This window comes from Halopenitus salinus (assembly GCF_042662125.1).
Classification (GTDB): domain Archaea; phylum Halobacteriota; class Halobacteria; order Halobacteriales; family Haloferacaceae; genus Halopenitus; species Halopenitus salinus.
In genome coordinates, this window is the sequence record NZ_JBHSXL010000012.1 from 17675 (window position 1) to 32422 (window position 14748).

General features: G+C 55.3%; 11 protein-coding genes. 1 reads left to right on the forward strand and 10 read right to left on the reverse strand.

Annotated elements, in window-relative coordinates; genetic code table 11:
• Nucleotides 1-73: 73 nt before the first annotated feature.
• The 10 genes from ACFQE9_RS14310 to ACFQE9_RS14355 form a co-directional block, all read right to left on the reverse strand.
• Nucleotides 74-1453 (reverse strand): Cdc6/Cdc18 family protein, encoded by a 1380-nt coding sequence (locus ACFQE9_RS14310; protein ID WP_058826536.1) that lies wholly within the window; start codon nucleotides 1451-1453, stop codon nucleotides 74-76.
• Nucleotides 1454-2495: 1042 nt separating this feature from the next.
• The gene (locus tag ACFQE9_RS14315) at nucleotides 2496-2984 is read right to left on the reverse strand and encodes a hypothetical protein (RefSeq protein ID WP_157575437.1); all 489 of its coding nucleotides are present in this window, start codon (nucleotides 2982-2984) and stop codon (nucleotides 2496-2498) included.
• Entirely contained in the window at nucleotides 2981-3751 is a 771-nt protein-coding gene (locus ACFQE9_RS14320) for a ParA family protein (RefSeq protein WP_058826566.1), read from the reverse strand. Before ACFQE9_RS14320 ends, ACFQE9_RS14315 begins: the two co-directional genes overlap by 4 nt.
• Nucleotides 3752-3939: 188 nt before the next feature.
• The gene (locus ACFQE9_RS14325; protein ID WP_379746177.1) at nucleotides 3940-4923 is read right to left on the reverse strand and encodes a DUF7983 family protein; all 984 of its coding nucleotides are present in this window, start codon (nucleotides 4921-4923) and stop codon (nucleotides 3940-3942) included.
• Between the two features lie 150 nt (nucleotides 4924-5073).
• Complete coding sequence (locus tag ACFQE9_RS14330) at nucleotides 5074-5622, reverse strand: TATA-box-binding protein (RefSeq protein ID WP_058826564.1); 549 nt, start codon at nucleotides 5620-5622, stop codon at nucleotides 5074-5076.
• On the reverse strand, nucleotides 5622-8588 hold the full coding sequence (locus ACFQE9_RS14335; RefSeq protein WP_379746180.1) for a DEAD/DEAH box helicase: 2967 nt from the start codon (nucleotides 8586-8588) through the stop codon (nucleotides 5622-5624). Before ACFQE9_RS14335 ends, ACFQE9_RS14330 begins: the two co-directional genes overlap by 1 nt.
• On the reverse strand, nucleotides 8581-12552 hold the full coding sequence (locus ACFQE9_RS14340) for an Eco57I restriction-modification methylase domain-containing protein (RefSeq protein ID WP_379746183.1): 3972 nt from the start codon (nucleotides 12550-12552) through the stop codon (nucleotides 8581-8583). Before ACFQE9_RS14340 ends, ACFQE9_RS14335 begins: the two co-directional genes overlap by 8 nt.
• A 3-nt stretch (nucleotides 12553-12555) precedes the next feature.
• On the reverse strand, nucleotides 12556-12747 hold the full coding sequence (locus ACFQE9_RS14345) for a hypothetical protein (protein ID WP_379746187.1): 192 nt from the start codon (nucleotides 12745-12747) through the stop codon (nucleotides 12556-12558).
• Between the two features lie 97 nt (nucleotides 12748-12844).
• A complete protein-coding gene (locus tag ACFQE9_RS14350; protein ID WP_379746190.1) occupies nucleotides 12845-13291 on the reverse strand; it encodes a type II toxin-antitoxin system antitoxin SocA domain-containing protein in 447 nt (148 codons plus the stop codon).
• Entirely contained in the window at nucleotides 13281-14042 is a 762-nt protein-coding gene (locus ACFQE9_RS14355) for a TrmB family transcriptional regulator (protein ID WP_379746193.1), read from the reverse strand. The genes ACFQE9_RS14350 and ACFQE9_RS14355 overlap by 11 nt, the downstream gene beginning before the upstream one ends.
• Nucleotides 14043-14166: 124 nt before the next feature.
• Between ACFQE9_RS14355 and ACFQE9_RS14360 the strand changes: the two genes are divergently transcribed.
• Nucleotides 14167-14652, forward strand: a complete 486-nt coding sequence (locus tag ACFQE9_RS14360; protein WP_379746195.1) for a hypothetical protein — start codon at nucleotides 14167-14169, stop codon at nucleotides 14650-14652.
• Nucleotides 14653-14748: the final 96 nt, after the last annotated feature.

A 14748-nucleotide genomic window follows, 5' to 3' on the forward strand; every position in this document is an offset into this window, starting at 1 on the left:
CGACTCAAGATAGTCCGGAAGGTAGCGCCAGTGATCGAACGGAACAATCGAGAGGGACACCAGCCTTCCCGATCTAGCGGCCGACAATATCGATGAGCCGTTGACGCATTCGGGAATCAATAGGAATCTTTGAGCACCGATCATCGAGGCCGATCGATTGAAGCAAGAGACTCGCCTCGTCCAACAGTGAGAGCTGAAGGTACGTTCCCTCTCGATATCCGTCACTCGTTCGGGTCATATCGATGATTTTCAGCGTCTCATACTCCCGAAGCTGGTCGGTGATTCGCTTCTGCCCAAGGACATTCGTATCGATCGCTTCGGCGAATTCGCGATAGACTTGATACATTTCGGTTGCTTTGAAATGAGACTGGTTCGTGTATTCGTCCATCGCAGCGAGCGCGGCAATTGCAACCTTCGCCTGCGTCGGACACCCGCGGATAAGATCCTGAATCCGTGTCACTTCGGCATCATCGTTGGCAGCACGAACGTGTTCTTCACGGACGTGGTCGGCATCGTCGTCGCGAGCGATCTCGCCGGCGAGTCGAAAGAGGTCGATCGCACGTCGTGCATCACCGTGTTCCTGTGCAGAAAACGCCGAACATAGCGGGATGACGTCGTCCGAGAGGACACCGTCATGATAGGCGTCGCGACGTCGATCCAGAATGTCGCCGAGCTGGTTTGCATCGTACGCTGGGAACACGATCTCGTCCGGAGCAAACGAGCTCTCAACGCGAGTGTCCAGCCGATCGCCGTATTTGAGGTCGTTACTGATGCCGACGACTGTAATGCTGGCCTCAACATCGTTCTCCTCACCGGCCCGGGACAACTGCATCAGGAGTTTGCTATCATCCGCCTCCTCTGGAGGGACATTTTGGGCGTCGTCAGGGGGTGCAAGACGGTCGATTTCGTCAAGAACGACAATAACGGCGTCGTAGAGTTCGTCGATAACCGTCCACAAACGGTCGTAGTAGGCCCCCGTCGCGATGCCCGACTGTGGAATCTCCACACCCGTTTTGTCGGAGTCGTTCAAGCTCTTCGAGAGATGAATGATCGTCTGGACCTCCGAACGGCGTTGCGCACAGTCGATGATTGCACGTCCAATGCGAACGTCATTGCTCGCGCCTCGTTCTTCGACTTCACGACTGACATACCGAGTGACGAGTGTCTTGCCGGAGCCGGACTTGCCCAAGAGAAGTGTGCCTTTTCCGGAGCCACCGTCGATCGTCGGTTTGAGTCGCCGAGCAACGGTTTCGATCTGGTCGTTTCGACCAACGATTTTGTCGTGGTCCGGGATGTGGTCGATACGGAGCAGATCTTCATTGGCAAAAATCGGATCTTCCTCGTCGAGGACAGAAAGCGGATCATCGCGAGACTTGGAGCGAGAGTAGGCAACAGCCCCGTGTTCGGCAGCATAATCGCCGAGTGTATTCGTCTGCTCCTCGCTTGAAGCCATACACCGAATTTCAAATGAATTCGACTTAGTTCTTTCCCTCGGTCCCATTGTTCGCTCGGATTTGGCCGAATACCGGCCTCGTTCCTCTCGTTCGTTCTCGAACCAAGTTCGGCGATCAGCACTGAGAACACGTTTGCGTAACACCGCATTTCAGATGATCTTCTCGTGTGGACAGATCAACTGGAGAAACTACCCGACCCCCACACCGAATTTCAGATGAAATCTTGGTATCGTCTGGTTCGGTTAGAGTAGTACGTACACCCCCACCCCGGATTTCAAATGAATTCCCCAAAGAGTAGAAGCCCCGTATAGCCAGTGCGTTAGAGAGAGCGGTGCCGCGAAAGTCGGATAATAACGGGATAGAGGCTCTGTAAATGGGAAGTCATTCGAAATATGGTGCTGCTCTCGTAAGCATTCGAGAAGTATTGTAAGTAAGTCGTCGAGGAGGAACAGAGTAGCTGTTCTAGTAGAGAGTATATAAACGCGCTTCTAGGATTCATCGAGCTGTGACCGATAGCCGTTCTAACTCTCGAAGCTGCGTCTTTCACAGCTTCACTACTACTACTACTTTACCGTTATAGTAAAATATATAATAACGTGATAAGTAAGCTGGTTTCCACACGAAACCTAGAACCTGAATATTGTGCAATACAAACTCGCTACCGCACAATTGTCCTTCTCTGGCAGTCAACCGAGTTCCCCTCCGAACTAACCCACCCCTTCCTCTGGAACTGATTTCATTTGAAATCCGGGGTGGGGGTGTTGTCCGGCAGGCGAGGTCGTTATTGTTGCAGTCTCATCTCGCTATGTTGCTCGAGGTTCGTGATGTTGGTCCTGAACCGCGCCTATTCTCACCGCCCGCCAGCTGATCCGACCTCTATCGTCGAGTGCTCTTACTTCTTCGTCGACACCGACTCATTCACTAAAATACTGGTCTGCTGTACTATTCCTGATCGAGATCCTCCCACCCTTCAAAATGCTTGAGCCGGATACGCAACTCGAACTCCGACCATCCACACGTATCCGCGAGGTACTGTGCAAGCTACGTCGATTCTTCTTCTGTGTCGTCTGTCAGTCCGAGCTCCTCTTCTATTGTCGTCCGGTTACAGACGGCGTCGATTACTGCACCGTAGAACGCATCATTTTTCGGGAGATCTTCTTCAAACTCGATTTCGTACTCTAACGACATCTCTTTGTAGAGCCGGTCTAACCGCTTCAAACGATCCGTTCCAAGATAGAACGTCCGTGCCTTCGTCTCACGAACTGTCTTTGAATCAGATGATGTCGATGAATCCATTGACTCTGATGATGTCGTTGAGGTAGATGATGTTTTTGATGTCGTTGAGGACGTTGTAGATTTGTCTGATTCAACTGTCTCATTGATCTCATTCACGTCATTGACTTCGTTGTCGTTGTTGAGTACCTCCTCAGTCTCTGTCTCTTCATCCTCTACGGACTCACTCTGCTCGGCTCTGCTACCGAAGCGTTCACTCATACGGTTTTGCCGATCCGTCTTCTTATCGTCAGTCATAGGGCGTCCTCCAGATGGGCAGCGAGCTGGTCGAACTCGCCTTCCATATCACAGTCTTCGGTATGTTCGAACACTGAGACTCCATTACTCCACGCCCGCTTGAGGACGACACGCTTCCGTATCTCGAAGATGGGTAGCCCCGGCTCAAAGGTTTCCTGAAACCACGTCATCATCTCTTCGGCTTCGCCATCGGGTTCGACACGGTTCGCAACGATCGCCTGCTCGGTGATTGATGTCTCATACTCGGCCTCGAGCGTGTCGATTTGATCAAAGAGAATATCGAGCGCGCGGGTTGACGTAGATTCTGCAAGGGCGGGAATGAGAACGTTCTGTGCAGCAAGGAGCGCGCTGTCAGTCAAGACGAGGAGTGAGGGGGGACAGTCATAAATGACGAAGTCGTAGCCCCCGCCGACATCGGCGACGGCCCGCTGGAGCCGTTTGCGTCCTTGCATCTCGGTGACGAGTTCGGCTTCGCCTTTGAACAGATCGATATTTGAAGGAACGAGATCCATCTCGGGATGTGTCTCGATGATCTCGGATAACGCTGTGTCTTGTGAGACGAGTACTGATCGGAGGTTCGGTTCAGGCTCTTCATAGACCTCGGAGAGGCCAAGGCCTTCAGTGGCGTTTCCTTGTGGGTCGACGTCGACGAAGAGGACGGTATGGCCTCGCTGGTTAAGTGCACCAGCGAGATTGATGGCAACCATGGTTTTGCCGACTCCACCCTTCTGGTTCGACACTGCGACGTGTTTCGTCGATGTAGACATATCTCAATGAATTCAATGAGGTCATATAAACTATACTCTCTCAACGACGTCAATGATCTCATTGACTACATTGTATCTCATCTACGCGCTTTGACTCTGCACGTCTTCTGAGCAAGGCGATTAACCAACATCTTCCCGCTCCGTCCGGTTTGTTGGTTAATCCGGATCAGAAAAATCAGTTCGTGTGGTCACCTGATATCGGTGCCAGGTTTGAACTCGGTCAGCTCCTCGATACGCTGCTCAAGCTCGTCGACTTCCTGACGAAGCTTCTCGGCATCGGGATCGTCGCTCAGCGCAAGCTGATCTTTCAGCCCTTGGAGCCGCGTTTCCTTGTGCTCCTCGTCGACGTCGGCCTTCCGGACGTACTCACTTGCTTCGATCTCGTAGACAGCCGATTCGGAGAGGTCGGTCACGTCCAAGGCGTCGTCGACCTTCTCGCGGTCGACGGCCATGATCCGCTCGCGAGGGATGCCCGCATCTTCGAGCACACCGATGACTTCGTCGTCGTCTTTCAGCGAGCGATTGCGCCGACTCGTCCGCTGGACGGAGCCGTACTGACCGTGGACCGGCTGGTCATGGTGGAGCCGCCCAAGGAGTACCTCACGCACGTCCTGGCGAAGGTCGCCAGCGTTGCGCTGGACGTCCGACAGCAACGTATAGAGATTGATGAGCACGGGCGTCTCACAGTCCTCGAGTGCGGTTGGATCGTGGCGTTCGAGGGCGTCGATCAGCAACAGCATATCAGCGTAGACATCGAGATCTGGCTCGGTGCGGTCTGCGGCGTCATCCTGGTCGTCGGCGGACTGGGTAGTGGCTCCTTTGATTAGTTGGGATGTCGTCGGCTCGTCGGTTTCTGTGAGCGTACCCTCGCGGTCGTCGATCTCGTAGCGGGGATGCAGGCTGAGTACTGCCGCGTACGGTTCGGCGTCCGGTGGGAGTCGCTGGAGTTCGAAGGTGCCGCCAGCGTCAGTGATTCGTTCGGCCAGCGTTTCGAACTGCTCGCGTTGCAGTGGTTGCGGGTCACCCGAATCGACGAACTCGATATTGATGCGGTGTTCCTGGGTGTCGGTGAGGCGGAATCGCGTCTCCGAGAGAGGCGTGATGAGCGTCGCATCCGCGGCGAGCTCCTCACACTCGTCGAGGAGCGTCCGCCAGCTCGCGGTAAAGGGCATGGTAGTCCTTGGTCGTATCGCGGGAAAACCTCTCGGCTCAGCCCTTCTCGAAATTGACCTCCTGCAACGCTTCGGCTAACTGGCGGCAGTTAACCAACAATAATCGCGATACACAGATTCTGTTGGTTAACAGGGCCGCGATTCAGCGGATCACTCGTCTGCAAGCAGTGTTTCGATTGAGTCACGGAACGCTGCGAAAGCTGCTTCAGCTGACTCAGTCTCTTGCGCGCCAGTGATCACCACCTTCCCGGTAGCAAATACCAGTAGTACGCACGCGTGGTCGTGAGGTCGGTACACCAAGCCGGGGAACTGCTCAGGCTCGTACTCCGTCACCTCAAGCCCTAAGCCGATCGCAAGGGCTGACAGATTAACCGACCGCTCCATATCTGCCATACACACGTAGTTCTGGACGGTGAACCAGGCATCCTCGGCAGCCGAGACAATCCCGTGGCGATGCAGGAGGGTCAGGAACTTCTCTCGGAGCTGTCCAGCCTCGGCTTCGGATGACGCTCCGGTGATGATGTACTTCCCGGTGCGGTAGAGCGTGACCAGCGGCTCGTCGCCACCGAATCGAACGTAGGCACCAGGGTATTTCTCGGGATCGTAGTCGACGACGTCGTCAAGGTCTCGGGCGACTGCCTCAAGATCGAGTTCCACATCGAGGGCTCCCGACGCGACGACGTTGACGACTTCTACCATCAGTTGCCCACCTGCGGCGATGGAACGACAAACGCTGCGGTCACCAGGTCGGGCTCTTCCGGCGTGACGTGTTGCTCCTCGTCGAGTTGCGCAAGCTCCGCTTCGCGCTCACGACGGAGACTCTCGAGTTTCTGTTTTGCATTCCCAATCGGGGCGGACATGTCCCGCCCCTGCTCTGCACGCTGCTGGTACGTTTCGAGGCGCTCCTCCCATTCCTCGATTTGCTCGGCGAAGTAACGCTCGGCGTGTTCACGCTTGATCTCGATTTCGCGTTCACGCTCGCAGCGAGCTTCCTGAGCAAATGATTCTACCTGCGTCCAGGCCTCCATCTCGGCCGCCTGATGGAGGTCGTCAACCACTGCAGCGAGCTGTTCACAATCCGGATGGGACGCTGCATCTTCCGGTGGCATCGTCTCCACGAACTCCGGAACCTCCGTCATAATTGACTCGTCTAGCGTGGCATAGAGTGGAACGAACTTTTCGGTCACTACGTCTCCGGCCCCTGAGACGTAGCCGAGTCGGTAATTGAAGAGGATGCCCGGCGCACGATCAGCGCTCGCAGCCACTTTCGTTGCTACCTGGCCTTGGACTCGCTCCGAGTCCAGGCAAAACTCAATGAGTGATTGGACGAGTGGATGATCGAGCGAGATAAACTCGATGTCGTCCTCCACAATGGCGATCTCTTTGGTGAACGTTGCCCGTTCGTAGCGGCGGTGGACATGACTGCCATTCAGTACATCGGGGACGTCGAGTTGGAACACGTCGCCGTCCGTCCGTGCGGGACCGGGGCGGACGCCCGTGATCAAACCACCGAACTCGTCGAAGAACACCCGAACGAGCGTCTCGATATCGTTCTCGGACACCTCGCCGTGTTGGCTCCGCTCGATGACGTCCAGAATCTCGTCGTCTTCGCCCGAGAGGTCGAACCTGTCTCGGATGAGGAAGTCGTCTTCGACGGTCTGGATCGCTTCCTTGCGCTCTTCGATCGTCGCCTCAACGTCGGCAACGACCTCCTCGGTCGGCTGGCCCTCGGCAATGGCCGCCATGATGGTTTTATCGAGGTCGACGTCTTCCAACACGCGACCGAGCACGTCCGAGCGCATCCCGAGGTCAGACTCGATCTGGTTGGTCTTCTCGATGAGGAGATTCAAAATCTCGCTCTCGCGGGTGTTGGCGAAGAAGAGGTTGCGGATCTCGACGGTATGTTCTTGGCCGTAGCGGTGGAGTCGCCCCATTCGCTGGTCGATGCGGATGGGATTCCACGGCAGGTCGTAGTTCACCATGATGTGAGCGAACTGGAGGTTGAGCCCCTCCTGGGCGGCGTCGGTCGCGAGCATCAGGTTCGCCTCCTGTTCGAACTTCTCCATCTCCTCTCGTCGACGATCCTGGTCGAGATCGCCGTACACCTGCGCGATATCGTGCTCGGGGAACACCTCGTCACGCAGGTACTCCAGCGTGTCCGTGTACTCGGTGAAGATGAGGATCTTCTCGTCGGGGTCATCGGAGAGAATGCGATCGACGAACTGGCGAAGCAGTCGGGCTTTCGAGTCGGTCTCGATGTTCTTAGCTTGCTGCCAGAGCTGTTTCACGCGATCCAGTTCCTGCTGGATCTTCGACCGATTGAGCGTGATGGTGACGGTCTCCAGTGCCTCCTCGACGCGGGCACGCTCGGCGTCGGTCAGCGTCTCGGGTTCGGTACTATATCGCGGAATGAGGTCCTGAACCTCGTCAGGGAGGTCCTCGGCGACGGCGTCGTTCTGAATCGCTCGCATCCGGTTTTCGAGGGATTTCCGGATCGCGTAGATACTCGAGACCAGCCGCTTCTGGTAGATGACCATCGTGAACCCCGCCGCCTGATTCTCCTCCTGCTGGGCGAGGTTGTAGTACTCGCGGATGTACTCGGTGACATCGTCGTACAGCTTCCGCTCCTCGCGAGTCATCTCGACCGGGAGTGCCTCGATGTTCTTCTCGGGGAACATTCGGGTCCCGTCGGTCTCGTACATATCATCCTTCAGCCGCCGGATCATCAGGTCCTCAAGCGCGTCAGGGCTGATCTGTGATTCGTGGCTGAAGCGGTACGGATCGAGCAGACTCACGAGGAAGTAGAACTGGTCTGATTTCCCCTTGTGTGGGGTCCCGGTGAGCAGCAGGAGCGAATCGGAGTTGTCGGCGACCGCCTCGCCGACCTGGTATCGCTGTGTTCGTTCGATGGAGTCGTCACTCGACCGTCTGGCCGTAAGGTGGTGAGCCTCGTCGAAGACCGCGACGTCCCACTCCTCGTCGAGATTCTGGAGGGCATCGAGGACGGAAACGCGGTCCGACTCGGGGTCGTCCGTCGTCTGCTTCGCGAAATCGATGGAGGTGATGATGAGGTCTTCCTGTTTCCAGACGTTCTGGTTGGGGTGGGATTTCCGGTGGGTCCGGACGGTTTCGCGGTCGTAGATGACGAAGTTGCGGTCGAACTTCTCGCGCATTTCCTCCTGCCACTGGACGGTCAGCGGCGCCGGCGCAACGATGAGCACCCGGTCGGCCCGGTCGCGTGCGATGAGCTCCTCGATGACGATGCCAGCTTCGATGGTCTTCCCGAGGCCAACTTCGTCGCCGATGAGGTAGCGGTGGTCGTAGGAGTTGAGGATCTCGTAGGCGGCCTGGACCTGATACGGTTCGATCTCGATACGGTTGCTAGTCAGCGAGAGGAACCGGTCGTACTTGTAGGCGAGATCGAGCCGGATCGCCCGCTCTCGAAGATCGTAGTGGAGCGGGGCGTCGGACTGGCCTGCTGCGAGCCGGTCGACGAGCGAATCGAGTTTCTCGATGTGAGGGAGACCGCTGGGGAGTTTGCGGAGCTGCCCCTCCGAGGTATAGACGTGGAGGAGGTGGCCGCCGTTCGGCCGTTCCTCGATTTTCGTGATCTCTCCACGCCCGCCGGCGAAATTAACGTGGTCGCCGACTTCGAAGTTAGTCATCCCCGAATTCGTCTCGAACTGTCGTTTTTTCTTCTTTAGTCAATTCGTAGAGAGCACAGACGCGGTCCTCGATTGTTCTCCGAGCATCTGCTATCTGATCGTCGAGTTCGTGAGCACGATCCCGCTTGTCGATATACTGTTGTAGACCTCGTTCTACGTCGTCGATTTTGGGCAACTGTAACTCACCTAGGCGATCGTAGAGGGACTTCGAAGTAGTCGCGTTCTCTCTGAAGTTAGCGAAGCCACCAGCCTTCTCAGCAGCATACGGAACAAACGTCTCTATTAAGGCTTCGTATTCAGGGTCTCGTCCCGTGAATTCCAGCGCTGGAATCGGATCAGTTTCGGCGTAGCCCCATCGATCCGTTTCAGCGCTATCGTCGTCCGGTTTGAACCGCGCGGTAGCGGTTACGACGAGAGAGGTACGTGTATTTTTGACGGCGACCGTTCCGATTTTCAGGTTCGGCCACTCCTCGCTGGTCGACGCAAGTTTCGTCGTCGAGACTCCTTCAGAGGGTTGACATTCGGGGATTTCTTGGATGGAGGGCCCCAGTTCGTAATTGCCGAGATAGTCGTCGATTCGGAGATTTATACGCGATCGTTCGTCAGTCAAGTCAAGTAATTCATCGACGGTGTTGACGATCTTTTCGTCTGCCCCCTCGTCGATAGCGACGGGAAACGCCTCAAAGGTCGACTGATTTATTTGCGGGAAGACGGACCGGTACGCAGCGTGCTTATAGTGATGGTAGAAGTTGAGTAGCCTCGAATTCAGAACTCCTAGGATGTGTTTCAACTCGTCAGTCGAGTCCGAATTACTATGGATATTGTACGCCGACTTGATCGTCACCAGATCCTCCGAATCGAACGTCCCGACTAACGAATCGCTCGTCTGTCGGAAAATCAGCTTTGGGCTTCGGTAGTTGCGATTGCTCTTTTCGATATCAGTTCCGGTTATATATCGAATCTCTTCATCGTTTATCCCGTAGCGTATGATTGCGCCACCGGGGGCGATAGGACGAGTGTTCGACTGTGGATTCTCGGAGAGGAAATCAGCCCGCTTGCTGATTTCTTCCCCCCTGGAAATATCGATGTACTCCCCGAGCGGGTTTTTATTCTCTACCTTACTGAGTATCGACCGCGTTTTCTCATCGAGATAGATGAGGAATCGCTTTGCCTCCTGTTGTTCAAAGACGTGGTGAGGTATCCGGTTGTAATCGAGCGACGGAAGATCAGTACCGGCTGTCGTACCTGCACAGCGGATTTTGTCTTCGTTACCGCTACTTACAAGGATGACAGCACCGGTTTCGACATCTTCAAAGGCAGTTCCGACTCGAACGATCTCGGAAAGTGAGGTGTTCGATAGAACGAAATCGCGTATCGGTTCGTTCTGTTCGCGAGTGAGGATAGCGTCAGGGACAATGATCCCCACTCGTCCCTTCTTCGACTGCTGAATAGACTGTTCATAGAATGCGACATAGAGGTCGAATTGGTTCTTTGTGGAGCGGAAGGCACCTTCAAGGTAGGACCGGAGATCCGTATCGATGTTCGCACTGATGTCAGCACGGCCCGCGGTTGCAACCCAGGGCGGATTCCCGATTACCGCGTCGAATCCTCTTTCTTCTAGCGCGTTACCTTCTTCATCGTAGTAAACCTCCGGAAACTCCAACTTCCAGTGGAAGTAGCGATCGGTCTGGGCCCATTTCTGGGCGTCCTGGAACCATCGCGTCTGTGCCACGTCGTCCCATTTCTCATCGTCTTCGAGAGCGGTCGCTATTCGTTTGTAGGCATCACTTGGGAGGTTATCGAGACCAAACTGTTCAGCCGTGTGGACGTTCGCCATCCCCTCCAACCGTCGACGGAGCTTGTTCCGCTCGAACTCGTCGTACTTGGCCTCCATCTCCTTGACATCGGCGAGATCCTGGTTCTCGATGGCGATGAAGTCCTGATAGATCCGCATCAGCTGCTCGATGGTTCCCTTTCGAGCCACACCGAAGTCCGCGAGCGTCGCGTTCTGCCCGCCGCCGCCGGCATCAGATTCCAATTCCTCAATTTCCTCGATGTCACTACCGACCAACGAGTTCCCTGTTTTCAGGTGGTGATCTAGGAACGCGAGCGGCTGTTCAGCCGCGAGTGTCCGGAGCCAGAGCGACACCTTCGCGAGCTCGACGGCCAGCGGATTCAGGTCGACGCCGTAGATACAGCGCTGGGCGACCTGCCGGCGGGCCCAGTTGATGTCGTGTTCCTCATCGACGGTCTCGATTCCCTGCTGTGCGGCTTGACGCTCCTGAGCGTCGATGATTTCGCGCGCCAGGTAGTCGATGGCGCTCGTCAGGAAGTGACCGCTCCCCATCGCGGGGTCGAGGATTTTGAGATCGAACACTCCCTCAGCGAATTCCTCAGCGAAGCCACCCTCGTCGAACGCACTTTGGCCCACGAGGCTACCTCGAATGTCGTCGACGAGCGGGCCGAGCGTCTCTTCGACGATGTACTCAACGACATACTCCGGCGTGTAGTAGGACCCCGTCGCCTTCCGTTCGCCAGAACCAGTTGAAAGGTGGACTTCGCCCTCCTCGACGATCACTTCGTCGCCCTCGCCGGCGGGGACGTACTCACCATCTTCCAGTGCGAGGGGCTCGTCGGCAACGTCGAGCTGATACTCCAGCAGCCCCTCGTAGATGCTCCCGAGGTGGCGGACATCCAGCGACGAGTAGTCGACGAAGATCTTCCCGCCACCGTTGCCGTTCTGACTCCGCGTGAGGAGTTCGATAACCTCCGCGAGGTAGGCGTCGCCCACCTGGTGATTCGCGAGGAACCGGGCTTCAACACTGTCGTCATCGTCAGGGTTGGTCCTGAACAGCCCACCGTTGTACGCTGGGATGTAAAGGTCCTCCTCGGGGATACCGCGCGACTTGCTCCCCTGGTCAATGAGCTTGAACAGCTCGTCCAGTCGGTCCCAGAGGTTGTCCTGCCAGTCTCGATATTTCGGGCTCGAACTGTCCAGTTCCTCAGCGATATCCTGCTTGAGGGAGTTCAGGCTGTACGATTCCTCGTAGATCTCGTTAGTCGTATCGAGGAGGTCACGGCCCTCACTCTCTGCGTAGAGGACGAAGATGAGCCGATACAGGTAGATGAGGGAGCTGTCGTGAATGAGGTCGAGATCCTCTTCGGAGAGGTCGTTGTCCGGGTACTGCATGAACCCCTCCGAGAGGACCTTGATCGCCTCGTAGATGTTGTCCTGGAGATCGGCTCCTAACTCCTGGGCGAAGACGTTGGACTCGTCGTAGACGTCGTCCAGGAAGCACTCGCCGCTAGAGTCCTCGAGGAATGCGCCGTGCCTGAAAAAGAGGTAGAAGTATTTGAAGTCCTCAAGATCGCCCTGTTCGAGAACGGTCGGTAGGTCGATCTCGTAGTAGGAGTCCAGGCGGTGGCTCGTCGGGCCGTAATAGAGCCGCCACTTCTTCCCGTCGGTGAGGACGGCCCACCGCGCCGGCGTCTCCTGCAGGTAGACGTGAATCTGGTAGCTCGGGTTCTCGAAGTCCCGCTCGTGTTCCCCACTCCCACGGGTGTCGAGTGGCCGACCCCAGCGCTTGGCGTCCGCGACGGCGACGGCGTCCTTGTAGAAATCGCCTCCTTCCTCGCGGCGCTCGAACGCGCCACGTGCGGCGTCCTCGGACTCGAAGAAGCCGTAGTCGGGCCGACGTTGGGTCCGGCTGGTACTCTCCTCAACCTCGAAGGGAATGCCCAGCTTCCGGAACATCGGCCGGATGAACTTCTCCTCGAGCTGGGACTCGTTGCGCTTGGGAGCAGTTCCCTTCTCGCGCTCCCACAGGTCCATAATGTCCGCTTTCGCCTCGCGGAGTTCATCGTCGCTAAGCTCGTCCCACGCCTCAGTCTCGGGGAGGTGCTCGTCCAGGTAGTAGTTCGAGAACAGGTCGCGATTCGTCCGATAGGTGAGTGCTGTCTGCATGCGTTAGATCGGGGTGACGATGAGGAATTTCTCAGAGTCTTTGCTGTCGATGAGAGCATGTGCGACGTCTTTCGTGTCGGCGACATCGACTTCAATCGTGTCGCCGATATCAGCGCCGACCGTATCAAGCTCAGATCCAGAGATATTGACTCGTCCGGAGTGGCCGGTGTTTCGACCGATTTTCTTACGCGTCATTCGAGGATATCAGCGACTGTATCAACGAAGTAATATAGTCTTTACTTAGACTGTTGCCTGAAGCGGTTCAATTTTTCAGACGGATATCGAGTTAGCGTCACCGAAGAACGCTGTTTTCGGTATACTCTGGGTATTCCGAGTAAACGAAATCGAGAACCTCAGAAAGATCTTTTTGATTGAATTCATCTTTGAGCTCCTCAGAAAGGTTAAGCACCTGATTAGTTTCTTTCAGGTCTTCGAATCGCTTGGCGAGATCGCGTCCCTTTTCAGTAAGTTCGTACTCGTATAGCGCCTTGTCCTCGTCAAACTCCTCACGGGTCTCTTCTACAAGCCCTCGGTCGATTAGATCATCCAAATCATCGTAGAGTCCCTTCGAGAAAGGGCCGTAGTCGTAGGCTTCAAAGTCATAAGTGCTAATGCTAGAATCAGTTTCCAGTTGTTGTTGCAGTAAGAAGACCATTTTCTGGAAGCGCGTTCTCCCCTGCACCGCTTCTCGATCCTCGGAATACATGAGGGCTAGTGGAATCACCTCTCTACGGTGCAAGTGGACTCACCTTTGTTGCCTCACTAGCTAAATCTTCGAAGTCTCTAATAAAGATGGTTGCCATGGCGGAATCAGAGAAGGCAACCCCTGATCCACCCCGCCCGATACGGGCGATCACCCGACTGTTATCGATTACGTAGAAGCTGCGCTCAATACTGTTAGATTGGAATGTTGTCACACCCTCGTCAGCCAGCCTGTCGACAGTCTTGTCATCATCTGCTCCGATGATTTTGGCGCTCACACCATCATCAACAAGGTCGGACATCAGCTCACGATCTTCCCGTGAAACCCAACGAAGGTTGGCATCCACCGCGTAGATTGCTTCTTCAGCGTCTGTAATGGCTGTCCGAACTTGATTAACAAGTCCTCGCGTACTGTCTAATGCCCACGTATCATCGTCGTCGTTGAATAAGGACCGTTCGGCTTCCCATGCTTCTTCAAGGCGACTCTTTGCCTGTTCTGATTTGCGTCGGAATTGTTCAACCTCATCGCTGATGACATCACGTGGATGAATTGCGTCGTATGTTTTCGGCCTGAACCCTTTCTGCTTGACACAACCTCGCTCTTCCAGTTTAGATAGCACACCGTAAACGCGCGAGTTTGGGATATCGGCCTCCAACTCAATGTCTTTGACCTGCAGCTCACCGTTCATCACTAGAGCGCAGTAAGCGGCAGCCTGGTACTGGGGCCAATCCAAATCACCAGTCAAAACACCCCGTAGTTGGCTAATTGTGTACTCACTACCGGCCATATACCCATACTCATTGTAGTGAGTGATAAATACTTATCTCATAGAGTGACGTCTTACTACTTACAATCGAGAGTAGTTTAGAGAATGTTTATTTCCTCTCCCCCGTTCATATCAATTACAGCGGATGACTGAGGAAGTGGCTGAGTGGACTGAATTAAGTCCTCGCCGGCAGGAACTGCTTGAGATCATCGAAGAGGAATACACGCTGGACGACAAGTTCGGAAGGTCTGACGTGGACGACCTTCTGGAAGACGATGAAAATACAACGACGAAGACGCTCAATAATCTGGCCCACGAGGAAGACTATTACCTGAATCGAGTTTCTGTTGGCGGAGGCCCGTTTCTGGTGGCGAACAAGACCCACGAAGAGGACGAAACAGCAGCATCGCCTTCCCAACAAGAAAGCTTAGCAAGAAAGATGGTCAACGAAGAAGGACTTGAGTTGACCCCTGAAGATTACCAGTGGGCAGTCGATGCCTCCAGAAACGCATTCGCATCGAAGTTCAACGCGCGAGCTAGCCGCGTTAATCTGAATCCAACCTGGACGAGAAACCTCTACCAGATCACTGTGGAAGGGCAAACGCGTATTCGAGCGAACGGTGACATCTGAGGAAATGCGGGATTGAATCGTGGAGTGATTCTGTACAAGGCGTCCTCCTCAGCGAGGCAATGTCTTTCAGAGATCAGAGATTGAGTTATACTATAT

Coding starts and splice junctions, on each gene's coding strand:
- ACFQE9_RS14360 (WP_379746195.1), top strand. CDS start 14,167: ATGACTGAGGAAGTGGCTGAGTGGACTGAATTAAGTCCTCGCCGGCAG.
- ACFQE9_RS14320 (WP_058826566.1), bottom strand. CDS start 3,751: ATGTCTACATCGACGAAACACGTCGCAGTGTCGAACCAGAAGGGTGGA.
- ACFQE9_RS14345 (WP_379746187.1), bottom strand. CDS start 12,747: ATGACGCGTAAGAAAATCGGTCGAAACACCGGCCACTCCGGACGAGTC.
- ACFQE9_RS14330 (WP_058826564.1), bottom strand. CDS start 5,622: ATGGTAGAAGTCGTCAACGTCGTCGCGTCGGGAGCCCTCGATGTGGAA.
- ACFQE9_RS14325 (WP_379746177.1), bottom strand. CDS start 4,923: ATGCCCTTTACCGCGAGCTGGCGGACGCTCCTCGACGAGTGTGAGGAG.
- ACFQE9_RS14355 (WP_379746193.1), bottom strand. CDS start 14,042: ATGGCCGGTAGTGAGTACACAATTAGCCAACTACGGGGTGTTTTGACT.
- ACFQE9_RS14340 (WP_379746183.1), bottom strand. CDS start 12,552: ATGCAGACAGCACTCACCTATCGGACGAATCGCGACCTGTTCTCGAAC.
- ACFQE9_RS14315 (WP_157575437.1), bottom strand. CDS start 2,984: ATGACTGACGATAAGAAGACGGATCGGCAAAACCGTATGAGTGAACGC.
- ACFQE9_RS14310 (WP_058826536.1), bottom strand. CDS start 1,453: ATGGCTTCAAGCGAGGAGCAGACGAATACACTCGGCGATTATGCTGCC.
- ACFQE9_RS14335 (WP_379746180.1), bottom strand. CDS start 8,588: ATGACTAACTTCGAAGTCGGCGACCACGTTAATTTCGCCGGCGGGCGT.